Source organism: Streptomyces sp. NPDC059355 (genome assembly GCF_042752335.1).
Classification (GTDB): Bacteria; Actinomycetota; Actinomycetes; order Streptomycetales; family Streptomycetaceae; genus Streptomyces.
Map to the genome: position 1 here is coordinate 15,133 of NZ_JBHYXN010000034.1, position 14,836 is coordinate 29,968.

A 14,836-nucleotide genomic window follows, 5' to 3' on the forward strand; every position below is an offset into this window, starting at 1 on the left:
TTGTCCACGCTGCAGTGCAGTGGCATGAAGTCCTCACCGGTGCAGACATGTTGCCCTCGGGAACCGTACGTTCGGGCAACAGGACCACCCTCACACGTCGCGAACGCCTGGTCACCGGCCACGCGACCTCATCAGGGCCCGGCACCGTCCTCTTCGGCACGCAGCCATTTCTCCACGGCTGCGTTTCCCGCAGTGTGCTGGAGGAGTCTCAGGCGCGCCAAGGTGCCGCTCTCGGGGGCAGACCGCGCGAGCTCCCTGACCGCACCCGCCGGTTCCATGGAGATCGTGCGCCTTTGCGTCTCCGCGGCACCCTCCTGCTGGTTGCCCTCCATCCGTCCTCTCTCCGTCGATGACCCGACCGCGTTCCACCATCCACGAATTGCTATCACGAGATGTCGCCGAGCAGGACTGCGAATCGTTCGGTGCAACTCCCGAACTCGTGGCCGGACCAGCTCCGTTGTTGCATGAACCTCAACGGCATCAGGAAAGACTGGTGGCCAGGCCGCGGAAGCGGACCGCTGGCGCCGGCGTCGGGTACCGGCCGGTCTTCATGGACCGGCTCCTGGTCGCGCTGGTGCACACTCGCCACGGCGTGACCCACGATGTGCCATACCCAGTCCGTTGCCGGTGGGTGATCCGCCCGGCCGGTACCGGGGACCATGGGCCGCTACACGGGGCCGAGCCGGTCCTAACCGTCCTACTCACCAAAGGGAGGCGGCGGTCCGTACCCCTGCAGGAGGCTGCGCCACTGGGCGGGCCCGGCGGTCGAGTGCGCCTGCGGAGACGCTCAATGGGCACAGCCCTCCTACCTCGGGCCGCCGCCATCGATCAAAGTGCACAGCGTACTGGCACGTTGAAAGGCCGGCCATCGCCGTAGGCAAGCCAGTACCTGTGTCCGAGTCGCCCACGACAAGTTGGTCCGGCCGCGACGGCACATCGGGTTTGGGCGTGGTATTCCAGCCCGAGGATTACCCAGCGTTCCATGGAACGCGATGCTGAACCCAGTGCTCCAACAGCCCAAGAGGACCTGCCCGCTGACCCGGTGCGGCGCCTGCTCCGGCATCCGGGGGCTCGGCGATCGGTGGCGTTCCCGCGTCGGGACCTGACTGATGAACTGATGGCGGAGATCACTGTCCTGGGCTCCGTACAGACTCTCGCCGCGAGCTCCTCCGTGCCCTCTGGGATCAGGGCCCGCTTTGCGCAGCATCCGGCGCTGGCCGTTCGGCGTGCGCTTGCGGCGAGCGTCAGGCGCGGGCCACCGGGGCTGCTGGCCCGTCTGGCGGGGGAGCCCCGGCTGTGCCAAGGGCTCTGTGACCGCCGCGCCTCAGGAAGGAGACCACCGGCTTGCGCCTCACCGGGGTCGGCGAGCCCCAGCAGGGCGGAGCCGCGCGGATCCGGCTGATGCGGCGCCGATTCCGCGCGGCACGGCGTATGGCCTAAGGCTTGTGGGCGACGCCGCCGGCGATGCACCGCTGGGCTGAGCTCAGAGGCTCCAGCCGCGGGCCGTCAGGCCACCAGTCTGCGCACCGCACCAGGCCCGGGTCGACCATCTCCAGACCGTTGAACAGCTCCTCCAGTTCGGCCCTGGTGGAGAAGGTGCCGCTGCCCATCATGCTGTGCAGGAACATGTCCTCCATCCTCCGGGCGGTCGCGCTGTACTCGTCCTCCGGATCCAGGAAATGACTGATCGCCACGTAGGAGCCGGGCGGAAGGGCCTCGAGGTAGGCGCGCATGATGTCTTTGCGCGTGCGCGTGTCCTCGCCGTTGTAGTGGTGCAGCGTGCCCATGTGCAGCAGCGCGATCGGCTCGTCCCAGTCCAGGTGGGACCGTACGAGTTCGTTCCCGAGGAGCCTCTCCGGTTCGAAGATGTCCTCGGCGGCGATGACGGCGCTCTCGTTGCCGTCCAGTAGCGCGCGGCTGTGGGCCAGCACCAAGGGGTCGTTGTCCACGTAGACCACCCGGGCGCCCGGGTTGACGCGCTGCACCACCTGGTGGGTGTTCTCCGCGGTCGGCAGGCCCGACCCGCAGTCCAGGTACTGGGTGATGCCGGTCTGCCCGGCGAGGAAGCGGCAGACGCGGATCAAGAAGGCGCGATTCTCGACCGCCAGGTCCGCGGCCTCGGGAGCCGCCTTCTGCACGCTCCGGACCACCTCGCGGTCCACTTCGTAGTTGTCGGTGCCGTTGAGGAACGCGTCGTACACCCTGGCGATGCTGGGCTTCGTCGGATCGATATGGGTCGTTGCACTGGACATGGGGCCTCGCGGGCGGTCTCGATGGGATCGGTCGGCCAACGGACACTAGTCAGGCCGGTAGGCCGACTGGGGCATCGATCGCCGAGAACGTCCCGGATTCCACCCGATGGTGTGGCCGAACGAGTGGTAGCGGCGGCCGGTTCGGCTCAGTTCCACGCGTCGAGGGCGCCGGCCGGGGCTGGTGCGCCCCCGCGGAAGCAGTGGGCCTCGTGCCGGGGCGCGCCTACGGATGGGGTGTCAGGCCAGCCGTGTCGGGCGAGCTTGACCGCGGAGACGAGCGGGATCACGGCCAGCAGGGGGACGAGGACGAGGTCCGGGAACGCTCCCAGCAGCAGTCCGCCCAGCACTGCACCGACCATCGAGCCTGCGGCAGCCGGGTGCCCGGACGCCCATCGCCGGGTGGCCAGCTGCTGGACCCATGCGCCCCTTTCGAGGTGTGGCAGGGGGTCTTTGCTGCGCCCGTCCGGCTTCTTGCGTCTTTCGGGCCCTGGGTTTCAGTGCGTTCGTGGCGTGCGGGGGACTGCGGGCCCTCTGCGGTGAGCCGAGCGACGACGGCCGTGCCGTCCGCTGTGGGGCCGGGCTGTGGGGGCTACTTGGATTCGACTTGTCCTATCGGTCCGGGTCCGGCCGTCAGCGCCTCGCAGGCGGTCGAGCGGGTGCTGCGCGCCGGCTGACCGCGCCGGTTCCCCACTGGTCGCCCCGTGCTTCGAGGGCCTGGACGTGGGGCAGACTGGTCCAGTACACGCCGCGGTGGAGGGGTGCCGCGAGAATGTCGGGCAAGGTGACGCACAGCCTGGCCCTTGTCCGCGTGCAGCTTGGCTGGCCGTCGGCGCCGGGTACCGCGGAGGGAGCGGACGGGCGGGATGCCGCGCACAAACGGCTCCAGGCCCTGACTGTCGTGCATGTTCGCGCCGGAGATACCCAGGGCCAGCGGCGACTCGTTCCGTTCGGTGATCAGGTGGATCTTCGATCCCGCTTTGCCACGGTCGGTCGGATTCGGTCTGGTCAGTGGCCCCCCTTCCTTCGGCCCGCAGGCTGACGGAGTCGGTTGCGCACCGCGATCGGTCCAGCCCGCCTCGCGCTCCGAGTTCGTCGAGGATCACACGGTGGAGCCGGGCCCAGACCCGGTCCCGGCTCCACTGAGCGAGACGCGGGGCAGGCCTTGGAGGGGCCGCAGGCCCCCTTGGAGGCCGGTGCGCACCAGCGACCTTGATGCAGATCTCGAAGGAGTTCCGTGAAATGCCTGGTCACCGGGATGGAGGGCGCGCGGATACGGAACGACTCCGAAGGCCGTCACCCGGAAGCCACAACCTGGCCGGACGTGACTTGGGGAGGTTCAGGTAGCAGCGACGCGAGGTTGTCCCGTACGAAGTCAGCGGCCCTCTTGACCGACTCTTCGGCCCCGGTCTGGTCTTCAAAGACGCTGGTGGAGAGCATCACTCCACCGCCCGCGTCAACCCAGTAGTACGCCACGAATCCAGGCACTTGGCGGAGGAGAGGTACGAACCCCTCTTCCACTCGGCGCCCCGCCTCGGCAGGATCAGTGACCCCTTTGTACCGTCGAACCACTGCGTACATGGCTGAACTCCTCATGGATCCCAAGGGCACCTCGTGCGATACGACCTACCCCCACCGTGCGTCGCTGGCTCGCGGGAGATCCGAAAGGCACTCGTATAGGCGCATCGATGATCCAAGATGGCATCCACTGAAAGCCTCGCCGCGGCGGAAGATCACCGGGTGAATGCGGTCGTGCCGCAGGTGCCGGTCTGGCGCCGTCGGCGTGACCGGCCTCGTGACGGCCGGGACGGCCATCCCGCACGGATTGTCAACGATCGACCACGTTGCGCACGCGTATGCCCCGACAATGGCTGGTGACGGTGGCCGCAGAGGCCGACTGGCAGTCAACTGGCATAAGGCGGAGGGGAAAAGATGGCCGATCAGGCAATACCCGAAGAGTTGGGGCAGCGCGAGAGGGTCTTCCTGCCGGGACGGCAGGGCGGACCCTCCTCCGCCCGGCGGCGGAAGTCCGTCAACGTTACGGTGGGCGTGGTGACGGCAGGCTTCGCAGCGGTCACCATGGGCATGCTCCTCGCGGGCAAGCCGCTTCCGCTCGCGCTCCTGCCGCTGGTCCTCGGTGGTGCGGCCTTCGAGTGGATCCGGCGCCACAGCCTGCGGACCATCGACCAGGAGCCCTATGACGAGGTCGAGTTATACGAGAACGGCCTCCTCGGCCGGGCCGGCGGCAGGCAGCGGCACATGCTCTGGGGCGAGGTCACGGAGTACTGGGTTCGCGCCTACGAGCCACCGACGAAGGTCACCGCGGACGGGCCGGAGCCGACCCGGTCCCCCGGGACGAAGGCCGTCTTCCTGCGCGCCTCGAACAGCGACTTCGAGGTGATGCTGAGCGGGCTCGAAGCCGGCGGCGACCTCATGGCGGTGGCGGCCGAGCGGATCACCGCAGAGCTGCTGCCCGGAGCCCTGGCGCAGCTGCGCGCGGGCCGTACCGTCGCATTCGGCCCGCTCTCCCTCGACGCTGCCGGGATTCACCGTGGCGGCCGGAGCGTCGGATGGGGCGAACTGGACGCCGTCGTGGAATCGCCGGGATCGAGGATCGCCGTCCGGGACGCCACGGGGAAGGAGTCGCTGCACACCAGGGCGAGCGAACTGCCCAGCCCGGCTCTCTTCCACGCCCTGGCCCGGCAGGCACAGGCTGACCACTCCGCAGGCTGAGCCGCAGACCCGGCCGGCCGAAGCTGTCCCCCGCCCGGTCCCGACGGGAGCGGGCTGGTGGCGCACACGCTCCGACCGCGATGGCGCCGTACCCGGCGTGAACGCGGACCGGCAGCCGGCCCGCTCCGATACCGCGCTTGATCAGCCGCGCAGGAGGCCGGGGCAGCGCGTCACCAGGGCCCTCCCGCTACTGGATCGACCCGCACAGGACACGGCACAAGACGCTGTCCAGCGCACCGCGGTGTGCGCCGTCGTGCTCCGCTGTGCGCTGGCGGACGGCTGCGTCCATGCGTTCGGCTTCCGGGTGGTGTTTTCGGCGTGGCGCTGCCGCTGCTGCACGCGCTCGTGCGGTACCGCTGGATACTGGAGAAGGAGGCGGTCCTGGGCGGCGTGGGCACGGCCGTGGCCGTGGGTCTGGGCATCGCCGCAGCGGCGGGCATGTTCACCGCCAGCACCCGCGTCCATGACTGATCAACCCTGCTGCCCGGTGGCTGTTCCAGAACTCTGGAGCGGCCCCGGCCTGGCTACCACGCCCAGCGCGGTGAACGCGGCGAGCTGGGCGCCCGGCCCGGCCTCAAGCAGTCAGTTCAAAGCGCGCCTGGCGTGCCACGGTCCCGGGGCGGTGGGCTGTGACGGGGGAGCATCGCGGGATGACCACTCATCATCCTGTCGAGCGGGACGGCCGGTCAGGCCTCCCCGCGCAGGCGTCGGGCGATGTCGATGTCGTCCTGCAGCGCGCTGAATCGAGGGTACGGCTCGCGGGTGGGGTCAAGGACGCAGACGTGGAGCTTGTCGCCGGTATGGGGCGGCGCCGCGTTCTCGTCCCACCACGACGGGTGTTTCACCTGGTCGATGAACCCGAATACGTCTTCATACCCGTCCACTCCGACTTTCGACCCGAAGGGTGCGACAGCGACGGTCGTCACGTCAAGTTCCTCGTGCTGACGGAATCTCAACTTGGTCCTCCAAAAATCTTGACCCAGCTGCGGTTCAACGTTGGTTCGTTGAACCGGTCGAGTTTCTCAACGGTTATCTCGAACTCGATTCGGGGCGCGCCGCCGGGTCCGCATGCTCGCCGAACTCATCCAGGAGTTCGTACTGGGCGTGGGATCGGGGAGGTGGGAGCTTGCGCCGTCGAAAGCTCTCTCTGGCCGCGGGAGAGTTGCACCAGCATCTCGTGTGCGAAGTGGGTCTCTCGGAGGGCGGCCTGCCTGCGTTGTGCGGCTTCAGCCGTTGTCGGCATCGAAGTAGAAGGTGTCGGGGTGGTCGCCAGCGGTGACCTGCAGCTGGCCCGCGACGCTCGGCCTGGCGCCGTTCAGCTCGCACAAATGAGTGATTGGTTCGTAAGTTTGAGGAACCTCGGTCGATGGGACCGTATCTATCCCCCCGTAAGCATGCCAACCGGTGTAGGGGTGGACTGATGGTGCAAACCGACGAGGCGCAGCGAGTGACGGTCCCGGAGTCGATACCGGGGTCGATGCGGCGGAAGTCGTGGCGGGTGGGGGCCTGGCGGCGTGGCCGGATCATCGCGGGGCTGGCGGTGCTCGCAGCTCTCCCCCTCGCGCTGCACGGCCTGCTGCCCAACCCCGGCAATCTGGCCGGGCTGCTGGAGACCTTCCTGCCCTGGTGCGGCCTGGTTGTCCCGGTGTTGCTGGTGCCCGCGCTGTGGCGGCGTTCGGCCACCGCGCTGGTTGCGCTGCTGGTCCCCACTGTCGTCTGGCTTGCCATGTTCGGCGGGATGCTCGGCGACCGGAGTACCGGCAAGGGCGATCTCACCGTCGTCACGCACAATGTGGCCGCTGCCAACACCGATGTGGCGGGCACGGTGAAGATGCTGATCGACTCCGGCGCCGACCTCATCGCACTGGAGGAGCTGGAACCGAAGCTGCTGCCCGAGTACGAGCGGGGCTTGGCCGCCGTGTACCCGCACCATGTGGCCGGCATCAGCGCCGATGGGCTTTGGTCGAAGTACCCGGTCACCGGCAGCGCGATAGCGAAGGGCCCGGGCGGCGAGGGCAACGGAACGGTATTCCGGTCGGTGATGGCCGCTCCGAAGGGAGAGATCGCGGTCTATGTCGGGCATCTGGACTCGGTCCGAGTCTCCTTCGGTAACGGGTTCGGCGCGGAACTGCGGGACGGCAGCATCGCCGCGGCGAGCGCGGCGCTCAGGGCCGAGCCGCTGGAACGGGTGCTGTTGATGGGTGACCTGAACGGCAGTCTGGCGGACCGCGCCTTCGCGCCGATCGCCGAGCAGATGACGTCCGCCCACGAGGCTGCCGGCTCCGGATTCGGCTTCACCTGGCCGACCGCCTTCCCGGCAGTAAGGATCGACCACATCCTGAGCAAGGGCCGACTGACCCCGACCGATTCCTGGGTGCTGCCCGCAGACGGCAGCGACCACCGCGCGGTGGCAGCGTCCTACCGGTACTGAGCCACCCGCCCTGCTTGTGGTCCGCCGGGATGACGGGGAGGCCTTGGCGGGCCGGGTGGGGGCGGGGTGGACGGTGACGCATCCGGAGGCCGCGAGCAGTGCGGCGAGGGAGCAGGGGTATGGACCAGCGGCGCATGCCGTCGCCGGGCCGAAGCGGGCTGCTCTGGCCGACCCTGGAAGAGGGCAAAGCCGTGAGGGAGGCCTCACGATGCTCAGGCCGCCGGTCGAGCCGATGCTGGCGCAGGCCGCCGAGGCCTCGCCCGGCCTGGCCGCGCTGCGGGCGGGGGTGGCGTACGAGGGGAAGTTTGGGACGGGGTTGTCCGTTGTCCGTTTGTCCGTTGTCGGGTGCGGTGCTGGCACACTGTGTCAGCGCGCTGCGGCCACCGAGTCGGTGGTGCCGTGCCAGGTCCTGCGGTATCCCTCGCGGAGAGGGCCGCCGACGAGGTCGAGCACCTTCAACGCTGCGCTGATCAGTGCTGCGGGGTCGCCTGACCCGCACAAGTGGCGGTGTCCTTCGAGGAGGGCGGCTCCGCGCTGTGGGTCGGCTTCCAACAGGCGGCGGGGCAACCACTTCCCGCCGCCGATCCACGCGTGATGGTGGTCGCAGAGCAGGTCGGCGGCGGCATTGACCACGTACCCGGCAACGGTCAGACGCTCGATGGGGTCACTGGCGTCAGTGAGGTCGTCCAGGGCGTCCGTCAGACCGTAGCGTTTTGTATCGACGGTCTCCGGTTCCAGTGCAGGCGGACCTGCACGAAGGTCCGCTTCGGCCAGGGCGCGAAGGCGGCCGGCCTCGCCATTGGCATCGACCAGAACGAGACCGGAGGCATACATGTTCTGAAGGACCGCCCGCCGTGCGGCGATGTCTGCGGCGAAGAGCTCCAGGAGACCGGTTCGGGTGTGGACGAAGAGTTCAACGACCCGTTCCTCGAATCGGATCGTTTCCCGGTAGGTCACGCCGGCATCGTCGATGAGCACCGCGATGTCCAGGTCGCTGCTGGCAGTGGCGCGTCCGGTAGCCGTGGAGCCGGCGAGGATCACGGAGAGCGCATCGGGAAAGCGGCTGCGGACGAGACGTCGCGCCTGGTCGATGGGGTCTGCATACATGAGGGGCAGCGTGCCAGGATCCTTGACCAGAGGCGAGTCGATTCCGCACGGCGTGGTCCGAGTGACTCGATGCCGAAGCGACGGACTGTTCAACAGCGCATCACAGAAGTTCGACGGGCACCGGATGCGCCCGGACGCCTCCTGTCTGGTGTGAAGGCGATCGCGGTCGGCGGGGGAGTCGTTCTTGCCGCGGCCGAGTGCACGTTGGTGCGGGGCTGGACCGGTGGGCGTGTGTGTTCAGTGAGAGGTGGGGGTGTCGGGGTAGCGGCCGGATTCGGCGAGCCAGGCGAGTTGGGTGCCGGGCATGGCGCAGATGGCGCCGGCGGTGTGTGTGATGGTGCCGCGCAGGGGGGCGGGCCATGCTCGGATCGTTTGGTCGAGTTCGGTGCGCAGGACGGGGCTGGTGCGCGGTGGCGTGGGGCCAGGGTGCGATGCCGTGTTCCGTAGGGTTCATCGGCCTGCTCCGGTGCCGTCCTGGGCCGGCAGCAGCGCGTCGCGCAGTCCGCGGGCGGGGAGGGCGTGGACGTGGGTGGCGGTGACGGTGAGGAAGGGCCTGGGCCCGTACATCACGGGCAGGTCGCTCCAGGTGCCGTCGTGGGTCTGGGTGTCGATGAGGAAACGGACCGCCTGTTCCAGAGCCGTATCGGGGACAATGTGCCCGCCGGCGGTCAGGGCCGAGAGGGCCAGGCCCGTTGCCGTGGGGCTGGAGTACGGTTCACCCGGTATGCGGGGCCAGCCGCCCTCGGCCCGCTGTGTTGCCAGAAGTTCGACCAGCGCGGCGCGACGGGCGGCGGGGGAGGCGACGGCAGGGCCCATCTTCGCCGCACTGTAAGCGGGCGGGATGTACCAGTCGGATTCCCGGCGGCCCTGTGCGCCCAGTTCGGCCAGCCAGCGATAGGCCGGACCGAGGTCGATCCCGGGCAGAGCGACCGCGCTGACGCCCGCGACCATGTGGGCGACGACATCGGGTACGGGGGTGTCGTCACTGGACTGCCAGGTGGTCCACAGTCCTTGGGGCGTCTGATGGGCGCGGGCATAGCCGGCAGCGGCAGCGCTGACACGGCCGATCCACGGGGTGCCGGCCAGGGCGAGGAGGGTGTTGCCCGTGGTGTCGTTGTCGGTATCGAGCGGGGCCGTGCAGCTCCAGCCGCCGTCCCCATTTTGAGCCGAAACCAGGAACTCCATCGCACCGGCCGGCGCGCCCGTCTCGAAACCGGGGTGGCCGCGAAACGCGCGCACCATCAGGCCTGTGTCCCACACCTCGCTGATCGGGAAGCGCCACGTGCCGTCCATCTGCTGGCTCGCCAGCAGATGGTCACGACAGCGCCGGGTGACCGCAAGGCCGGGGGCGACACGGGTCTGCGCCAGGTGCGGGATCCCGGTGACCAACGGCATGCCGTAGAAGGAACCGTCCGCCGGCTCAGGGACGGCCGGTCCCACGACGTCGCCGTTCAACCGGCAGACCAATCTTGATCTTGAACGGTTCGTACGCCGGCCTCGGCCGGCCCGACTCACCCGCGCCCTGCCACCTCCTGCTCACGGGCGTCGAGGCCGGCCGGCGTCGTGCCCGCCCAGTGGCCGACGAGCTCTGCGTAATGGGGGCTGCGTACGAGGAGTTCGGCATGGGTGCCCAAGGCCGTCCGGTCGCCGTCGAGCAGCAGGACCCGGCGGGCCCGGGTGGCCGAGACGAGCCGGTGGGCGATGACGACGAGGGTACCGGGGCGCGCGGCGAAGGCGGCCTCCGCCCGCTCCTCGGCAACCGGGTCCAGGTGGCAGGTCGCCTCGTCGAGGACCACCACGGGGGCGGCGCACGCATGGACCCGGGCCAGAGCGAACAACTGCCTCTCTCCGCTGGAGAGTTCGGTGGCCGGAGAGCGCAGTCGGGCATCGAGCCCGCCGAGCCGGTCGATCACCCGGGTCAGCCCGACCGCCGCGGCGGAGCGCTCCAGCCGGGCCGGTCCGGCATCGGGGGCCAGATAGGCCAGGTTGGCGGCGACCGTGCCGGGGAAGACGTACGCCTCCTGCGGGACGAGGGCGAACAGCCGGCAGCGCAGTGCCTCATCGAGGTCCGTCACCGGGCGGCCGTCGAGGCCCACCGTGCCGGAGGTCGGGGGGATGATCCCGGCGAGCAGCGCCGCGAGGGTGGACTTGCCGATGCCGCTCGGGCCGACGACGGCGAGGTGGTCGCCGAACGGGACGTCCAGGCTGAGCCGGCGCAGCACGGGCTCGGCGTGCGGACCGTACGCGAAGTCGAGATCCCGCACCGAAAGGTCCGGGGCGGCCCCACGCCACCGGGCCGCCGGCACCGCCTCCGGTGGTGCGGAGGACCGGGACGCCCCGGAAGGCCGGTCCGCCGCGGCCTGTTGGGCAGAGGGTTCCGGCACCGTGGCCGCCTCGGCCAGCCGGTGGAGCACCACGCCCAGCTGGCTCCAGTACCCGGAAACCGCGCCGGCCAGCATCTGCAGGGCCGGGAGCAGGTGGGCCGCCACATAGGTGGCCGCGCCGACCACGGCCCCGGGGCTGACCGACCCGTGCGCCACCAAGCCGGGTCCGGCCAGCAGCAGGAGCAGCAGCGGCAGTTGTCCGCCGAGCAGGACCACGGGAACGCGTAGCGAAGCCGCCAGCCCGACGGCGACCTGAGCCTTGGCGGCCCCGGCCACTTCCTGTTCCACGAGCGAAGCGGCGTGCGGCTCGGCCGCCAGCGCCGTGATGTCGCGGGATGCGCCGAGCGCCGCCCCGGCGTGGCCCGCGACCTTCTCCTCGGCGAGGACGAGCAGCCGGCGGCGCGCCGTCAGCCGGCGCATCGACCAGAGGAACACCGTCAACGCCGGGACCAGAGGGGCCAGTACGAGAACGGCGAGCAGCGGGTCGAGCGCGGCCAGTCCGATCACGGCGGCGAGCAGCGACACGCTCAGCGGCCGGGCGGTCCGCAGCAGTGTCCCGGTCAGGTTGCGGACGGTGTCCACCTGGCCGTTCAGTTGGGCGACGGCCGCTGAGCCGCCGCCGCGCCCGCCGGTGGTGGCCCGCTCCAGCACTCCGCGCACCACACGGCGCACCAAGGTGTCCCGCAGGCTCTCGACGACCTCGGACAGGGGGGTGAACAGGGCGCGCTCGGCGGCCGCCCGGGCGAGGAACAACCCGGCCAGCAGGGCGATCCAGGCCAGGCCGACGCTCGTCCGGCCGGCCAGGAACCCGCGGTCGAGGGCGGCCGCGGTCACCCAGCCGGAGGCCAGCGCGGGGGCGGCCTCCAGGGCCGACCAGCCGGCGATCCGCCGCAGCGGTCCCCCGCCGCCGCGCAGCCCGTCGGCGAGCAGTCGCGCTGCGGGGGCGCTGAGTCCGAAGTCCATCCTCATCGGTGTTCGACGCGACACCGCTCCTCCTCCTTCTTCGTGGGATCCCGGTCGGCGAGGGGTCCGGGCGCGCCGGCCGGGCCGAAGACCGCCCGGTACTCGGGGTTCGCCCAGAGTCGGCCGTGCGGGCCGAAGGCCCGGATCCGGCCGCCGTCGAGCCATGCGACGAGGTCGCAGCGGGCGGCGGTGGCGGCGCGGTGGGCCACCACGAGCCTGGTGCGGCCGGCCAGCAGCTCGGTGACGGAGCGGCTGACCTCGGCTTCGGTCGCGGTGTCCAGGCCCGAGGTGGCGTCGTCCAGGACGTGCACCAGCGCCGGACGGATCAACGCCCTTGCAAGGCCGAGCCGTTGGCGTTCGCCGCCGGACATCGGGGTCTCGTCCAGCGGGGTGTCGTAGCCGTCCGGGAGCCGTCGCACGAACCGGTCGGCCTGTGCGGCTCGGGCGGCGTGGACCACGTCCTCGCGGCTGATGCCGGGGCGGCCGAAGGAGATCGCCTCGTGGACCGTTCGCCCGTACAGCTCCGGTCGTTCGAAGGCGTGCACGACCAGGGTGCGGAGCCGGTCCAGGGGCAGGTCGCGCACCGGGACGCCGCCGATCGAGATCTCTCCCTCGTCGGGGTCGGTGAGCCGGCCGAGCAGGCCGGCGAGCACGCTCTTGCCCGCGCCGGTACGGCCGACCAGGGCGACGGCGGCGCCGGCGGGCAGGTCCAGATCCAGCTGGTCCAGCACGGGTTCACCGGCGCGGCGGACGGTGACGGCCCGCAGCCGTACGGCGCCGTCCGTGGGCATGGAGCCTGCCGTGCCCCCGGCGGGCGGCTCGTGCCGGAACACCGCGTCGAGCCGGCGGGCACCGGCCCGGGCCTGGGCGATCCCGAGCAGGACGTCGATCTGGTCGACCATGCCGGAGGCCAAGGCCAGGTATCCGGAGACGGCCAGCAGGCCCGCCGCGCTGAGCCGTCCGTCCGCCACCGCGAGGCCGGCCACCGCCAGGACCAGCACGTCCGTGAGCGGCAACAGGAGTCCCAGGCGCCACACGACGTCCCGCTCGGTGCGCCACATCGCACGTCCGGCGGCGGAGAGTTCGGGCAGCGGTTCGAGGACGCGGTCGGTCTCCGTGGCGAGGGTGCCCGCGGCCCGGATGGTGCGCACGCCGGTGAGCGCGGCCACCAGCCCGTCGGCGATGCGGGACTGGGCCCCGAGGTAGTTCTCCTGGGCCCGGCCCGCCTCCTTCATGAAGCGCTGGGCGATCAGTACTGTCAACGGCATGGCCAGGGTGAAGGCCAGCCCGGCCTGCCAGTTCGTCCACCAGAGGGCGGCCAGGGCCGCCACCGAGCCCAGGAGCGAGATCGCGCTCTCGGCGGCACGGGCGGGCAGGCCCGCGGCCATCGGCGCCGACTGCACGACCTGGGTGACCGCGTCACCCACCGCGTGCGGTGACCGGGGGCCCAGCGAGAGGAGGTGGCGGATCGTCAGCATGCGAAGCCGGTGGGTGCCGGTGGCGTTCGCGGACGCGGCCAGCGGTCCGGCGGCCGCCTCGCAGAGCCCGCCGACGGCCAGCACCACCGCCAGGAGGGCGGCCGGGCCGCGGACGCCGGTGCCGTCGAGCACGGCGCCGACCGCGGTGGCGAGGAGGGCCGGCAGGGCGATGCCGACCGAGATCCGGACCGCCAGGAGGAAGGCCAGGGCGACCAGCCGCAGCCGTACGGGTGCCAGGGCGTCGCGGACCGGCCGCCGGGCCGGGGCAGTGCGTTCCCCGGGCCCGGCGGCCGGTGCGGGGGCGCCGGTGCGGTGCTCAGTCACCGGTGGAGCCGGTCGTCGCCGGGCACGAGATGCGGCAGGTCTGGGCGCAGCGCTCGTGGGCCGACAGGTGCGGCGTGGGCAGGAGCTGCAGGGCGTCGGGGTCGATCTCCATGGCGGTTCTCCTCTCGGGGAGTTGACGGCCGCCGGACTGCCCCCGCGTGCGGGGCAGCCCGGCGGCGGGACTGCGGTGGGCAAGGCCCGGCCGGGTCGGCGTGCCGCACCCGGCGGCCGCGGCGGTCGCGGCCGCCGATCCGGCTCCCGGTTGCGCCCGGGCCCTCCCGCCGGCCGCTAGGCGCCGGTGATGCCGCAGGTGTTCGGGCAGGAGATGCGGCAGGAGTAGCCGCAGACGCCGGCCTGCTCCTCTTCGGCGGGCAGCTGCTGCAGGGCGTCGAGGTCGAGTTCCATGACGGTGTTCCTCTCTGAAAGGGGGTGTGGTCGGCGGGTTCGCCGTCCGTGGGGTGGTGCGGGACTTACGCGCCGGTGGCGGTGCAGGTGGCCTTGCAGCTGACCTTGCAGGAGATGCGGCAGATGGTCGTCTGCTCCTCCTCGGTGGGCAGCTGCTGCAGGGCGTCCAGGTCGAGCTCCATGACGGTGTTCCTCTCCGAAGGGGGCTCCGGTCGGCGGGTTCGCCGTCCGCGTGGTCGTGCGGGACTTACGCGCCGGTGATGCCGCAGGTGTTCTTGCAGGAGACCCGGCAGGAGTAGCCGCAGATGCCGGCCTGCTCCTCTTCGGCGGGCAGCTGCTGCAGGGCGTCGAGGTCGAGTTCCATGGTTGATCTCCTTCTTCCTTCAAGGGGTCGGATGGGGTGCCGCGGGGAGGTCCGGTTCACCGGACCGCCGTCACGACGCGTCGGGCTGGGTGTAAGGGCAGGTCACCTTGCAGGTGTGGCCGCAGACGCCGGCCTGCTGCTCCTCGGCGGGCAGCTGCTGCAGGGCGTCGAGGTCGAGTTCCATGACGGTGTTCCTTTCCGAACGGGGCTGTGGTCGGCGGGTTCGCCGTCCGTGGGGTGGTGCGGGACCTACGCGCCGGTGGCGGTGCAGGTGATGTCGCAGCTGACCTTGCAGGAGATGCGGCAGATGGTCGTCTGCTCCTCCTCTGCGGGAAGCTGCTGCAGCGCGTCGAGATCGAGCTCCATGGGTGATCACCTCCTTCCAGGGGGTGGCGGGG

17 protein-coding genes and 1 pseudogene are annotated in these 14,836 nt (G+C 71.0%); 3 read left to right on the forward strand and 15 right to left on the reverse strand.

Features of this window, described 5'->3' with window-relative positions:
• Positions 1-1,436 precede the first annotated feature (1,436 nt).
• The 4 genes and pseudogenes from ACFXGI_RS27450 to ACFXGI_RS27465 all read right to left on the reverse strand — a co-directional run bounded on the left by ACFXGI_RS27450 (position 1,437) and on the right by ACFXGI_RS27465 (position 3,830).
• Positions 1,437-2,252: an SAM-dependent methyltransferase gene (locus ACFXGI_RS27450; RefSeq protein ID WP_384711943.1), complete on the reverse strand. Its 816-nt coding sequence runs from the start codon at positions 2,250-2,252 to the stop codon at positions 1,437-1,439.
• 146 nt (positions 2,253-2,398) lie between these two features.
• Complete coding sequence (locus ACFXGI_RS27455) at positions 2,399-2,611, reverse strand: hypothetical protein (protein ID WP_384711946.1); 213 nt, start codon at positions 2,609-2,611, stop codon at positions 2,399-2,401.
• A 413-nt stretch (positions 2,612-3,024) separates the two neighbouring features.
• Positions 3,025-3,403, reverse strand: a pseudogene (locus tag ACFXGI_RS27460) (transposase); the annotation flags it as partial.
• A gap of 142 nt (positions 3,404-3,545) precedes the next feature.
• Positions 3,546-3,830, reverse strand: a complete 285-nt coding sequence (locus ACFXGI_RS27465; RefSeq protein ID WP_384711949.1) for a hypothetical protein — start codon at positions 3,828-3,830, stop codon at positions 3,546-3,548.
• A gap of 351 nt (positions 3,831-4,181) precedes the next feature.
• Here ACFXGI_RS27465 and ACFXGI_RS27470 point away from each other — a divergent pair, with 351 nt between their 5' ends.
• A complete protein-coding gene (locus tag ACFXGI_RS27470; RefSeq protein ID WP_384711952.1) occupies positions 4,182-4,982 on the forward strand; it encodes a DUF6585 family protein in 801 nt (266 codons plus the stop codon).
• 318 nt (positions 4,983-5,300) lie between these two features.
• Entirely contained in the window at positions 5,301-5,453 is a 153-nt protein-coding gene (locus ACFXGI_RS27475) for a hypothetical protein (RefSeq protein ID WP_384711955.1), read from the forward strand.
• 215 nt (positions 5,454-5,668) lie between these two features.
• Here the strand turns inward: ACFXGI_RS27475 and ACFXGI_RS27480 are convergent, their stop codons facing one another.
• On the reverse strand, positions 5,669-5,908 hold the full coding sequence (locus tag ACFXGI_RS27480; protein WP_384711958.1) for a hypothetical protein: 240 nt from the start codon (positions 5,906-5,908) through the stop codon (positions 5,669-5,671).
• Between the two features lie 494 nt (positions 5,909-6,402).
• Here ACFXGI_RS27480 and ACFXGI_RS27485 point away from each other — a divergent pair, with 494 nt between their 5' ends.
• The gene (locus tag ACFXGI_RS27485) at positions 6,403-7,413 is read left to right on the forward strand and encodes an endonuclease/exonuclease/phosphatase family protein (protein ID WP_384712128.1); all 1,011 of its coding nucleotides are present in this window, start codon (positions 6,403-6,405) and stop codon (positions 7,411-7,413) included.
• Positions 7,414-7,779: 366 nt separating this feature from the next.
• Here ACFXGI_RS27485 and ACFXGI_RS27490 read toward each other — a convergent pair whose 3' ends face one another.
• The 10 genes from ACFXGI_RS27490 to ACFXGI_RS27535 form a co-directional block, all read right to left on the reverse strand.
• A complete protein-coding gene (locus ACFXGI_RS27490) occupies positions 7,780-8,520 on the reverse strand; it encodes a nucleotidyltransferase domain-containing protein (protein ID WP_384711961.1) in 741 nt (246 codons plus the stop codon).
• A 450-nt stretch (positions 8,521-8,970) separates the two neighbouring features.
• Positions 8,971-9,915: a prenyltransferase/squalene oxidase repeat-containing protein gene (locus ACFXGI_RS27495; RefSeq protein ID WP_384711963.1), complete on the reverse strand. Its 945-nt coding sequence runs from the start codon at positions 9,913-9,915 to the stop codon at positions 8,971-8,973.
• A 116-nt stretch (positions 9,916-10,031) separates the two neighbouring features.
• On the reverse strand, positions 10,032-11,867 hold the full coding sequence (locus ACFXGI_RS27500) for an ATP-binding cassette domain-containing protein (RefSeq protein WP_384711966.1): 1,836 nt from the start codon (positions 11,865-11,867) through the stop codon (positions 10,032-10,034).
• 2 nt (positions 11,868-11,869) lie between these two features.
• Complete coding sequence (locus ACFXGI_RS27505; RefSeq protein ID WP_384711969.1) at positions 11,870-13,669, reverse strand: ABC transporter ATP-binding protein; 1,800 nt, start codon at positions 13,667-13,669, stop codon at positions 11,870-11,872.
• Positions 13,662-13,781, reverse strand: coding sequence for an ALQxL family class IV lanthipeptide (locus ACFXGI_RS27510; RefSeq protein WP_384711972.1), 120 nt, complete (start codon positions 13,779-13,781; stop codon positions 13,662-13,664). The genes ACFXGI_RS27505 and ACFXGI_RS27510 overlap by 8 nt, the downstream gene beginning before the upstream one ends.
• A gap of 176 nt (positions 13,782-13,957) precedes the next feature.
• Positions 13,958-14,074 (reverse strand): ALQxL family class IV lanthipeptide, encoded by a 117-nt coding sequence (locus ACFXGI_RS27515; protein ID WP_384711975.1) that lies wholly within the window; start codon positions 14,072-14,074, stop codon positions 13,958-13,960.
• A gap of 65 nt (positions 14,075-14,139) precedes the next feature.
• Positions 14,140-14,256, reverse strand: a complete 117-nt coding sequence (locus tag ACFXGI_RS27520) for an ALQxL family class IV lanthipeptide (RefSeq protein WP_384711978.1) — start codon at positions 14,254-14,256, stop codon at positions 14,140-14,142.
• Positions 14,257-14,321: 65 nt separating this feature from the next.
• Positions 14,322-14,438 carry an ALQxL family class IV lanthipeptide gene (locus tag ACFXGI_RS27525; RefSeq protein WP_384711981.1) on the reverse strand — a complete coding sequence of 39 codons (117 nt, stop codon included), beginning with the start codon at positions 14,436-14,438 and terminating at the stop codon, positions 14,322-14,324.
• 70 nt (positions 14,439-14,508) lie between these two features.
• Entirely contained in the window at positions 14,509-14,622 is a 114-nt protein-coding gene (locus ACFXGI_RS27530) for an ALQxL family class IV lanthipeptide (protein WP_384711984.1), read from the reverse strand.
• Positions 14,623-14,687: 65 nt separating this feature from the next.
• Complete coding sequence (locus ACFXGI_RS27535; protein ID WP_384711987.1) at positions 14,688-14,804, reverse strand: ALQxL family class IV lanthipeptide; 117 nt, start codon at positions 14,802-14,804, stop codon at positions 14,688-14,690.
• Between the last annotated feature and the right edge of the window lie 32 nt (positions 14,805-14,836).

What these genes read in the sequence shown, in the direction of transcription:
- ACFXGI_RS27450 (WP_384711943.1), bottom strand. Translation starts at nt 2,252, where the DNA reads ATGTCCAGTGCAACGACCCATATCGATCCGACGAAGCCCAGCATCGCC.
- ACFXGI_RS27455 (WP_384711946.1), bottom strand. Translation starts at nt 2,611, where the DNA reads ATGGTCGGTGCAGTGCTGGGCGGACTGCTGCTGGGAGCGTTCCCGGAC.
- ACFXGI_RS27465 (WP_384711949.1), bottom strand. Translation starts at nt 3,830, where the DNA reads ATGTACGCAGTGGTTCGACGGTACAAAGGGGTCACTGATCCTGCCGAG.
- ACFXGI_RS27470 (WP_384711952.1), top strand. Translation starts at nt 4,182, where the DNA reads ATGGCCGATCAGGCAATACCCGAAGAGTTGGGGCAGCGCGAGAGGGTC.
- ACFXGI_RS27485 (WP_384712128.1), top strand. Translation starts at nt 6,403, where the DNA reads ATGGTGCAAACCGACGAGGCGCAGCGAGTGACGGTCCCGGAGTCGATA.
- ACFXGI_RS27490 (WP_384711961.1), bottom strand. Translation starts at nt 8,520, where the DNA reads ATGTATGCAGACCCCATCGACCAGGCGCGACGTCTCGTCCGCAGCCGC.
- ACFXGI_RS27495 (WP_384711963.1), bottom strand. Translation starts at nt 9,915, where the DNA reads ATGCCGTTGGTCACCGGGATCCCGCACCTGGCGCAGACCCGTGTCGCC.
- ACFXGI_RS27500 (WP_384711966.1), bottom strand. Translation starts at nt 11,867, where the DNA reads ATGGACTTCGGACTCAGCGCCCCCGCAGCGCGACTGCTCGCCGACGGG.
- ACFXGI_RS27510 (WP_384711972.1), bottom strand. Translation starts at nt 13,781, where the DNA reads ATGGAGATCGACCCCGACGCCCTGCAGCTCCTGCCCACGCCGCACCTG.
- ACFXGI_RS27515 (WP_384711975.1), bottom strand. Translation starts at nt 14,074, where the DNA reads ATGGAACTCGACCTCGACGCCCTGCAGCAGCTGCCCGCCGAAGAGGAG.
- ACFXGI_RS27520 (WP_384711978.1), bottom strand. Translation starts at nt 14,256, where the DNA reads ATGGAGCTCGACCTGGACGCCCTGCAGCAGCTGCCCACCGAGGAGGAG.
- ACFXGI_RS27525 (WP_384711981.1), bottom strand. Translation starts at nt 14,438, where the DNA reads ATGGAACTCGACCTCGACGCCCTGCAGCAGCTGCCCGCCGAAGAGGAG.
- ACFXGI_RS27530 (WP_384711984.1), bottom strand. Translation starts at nt 14,622, where the DNA reads ATGGAACTCGACCTCGACGCCCTGCAGCAGCTGCCCGCCGAGGAGCAG.
- ACFXGI_RS27535 (WP_384711987.1), bottom strand. Translation starts at nt 14,804, where the DNA reads ATGGAGCTCGATCTCGACGCGCTGCAGCAGCTTCCCGCAGAGGAGGAG.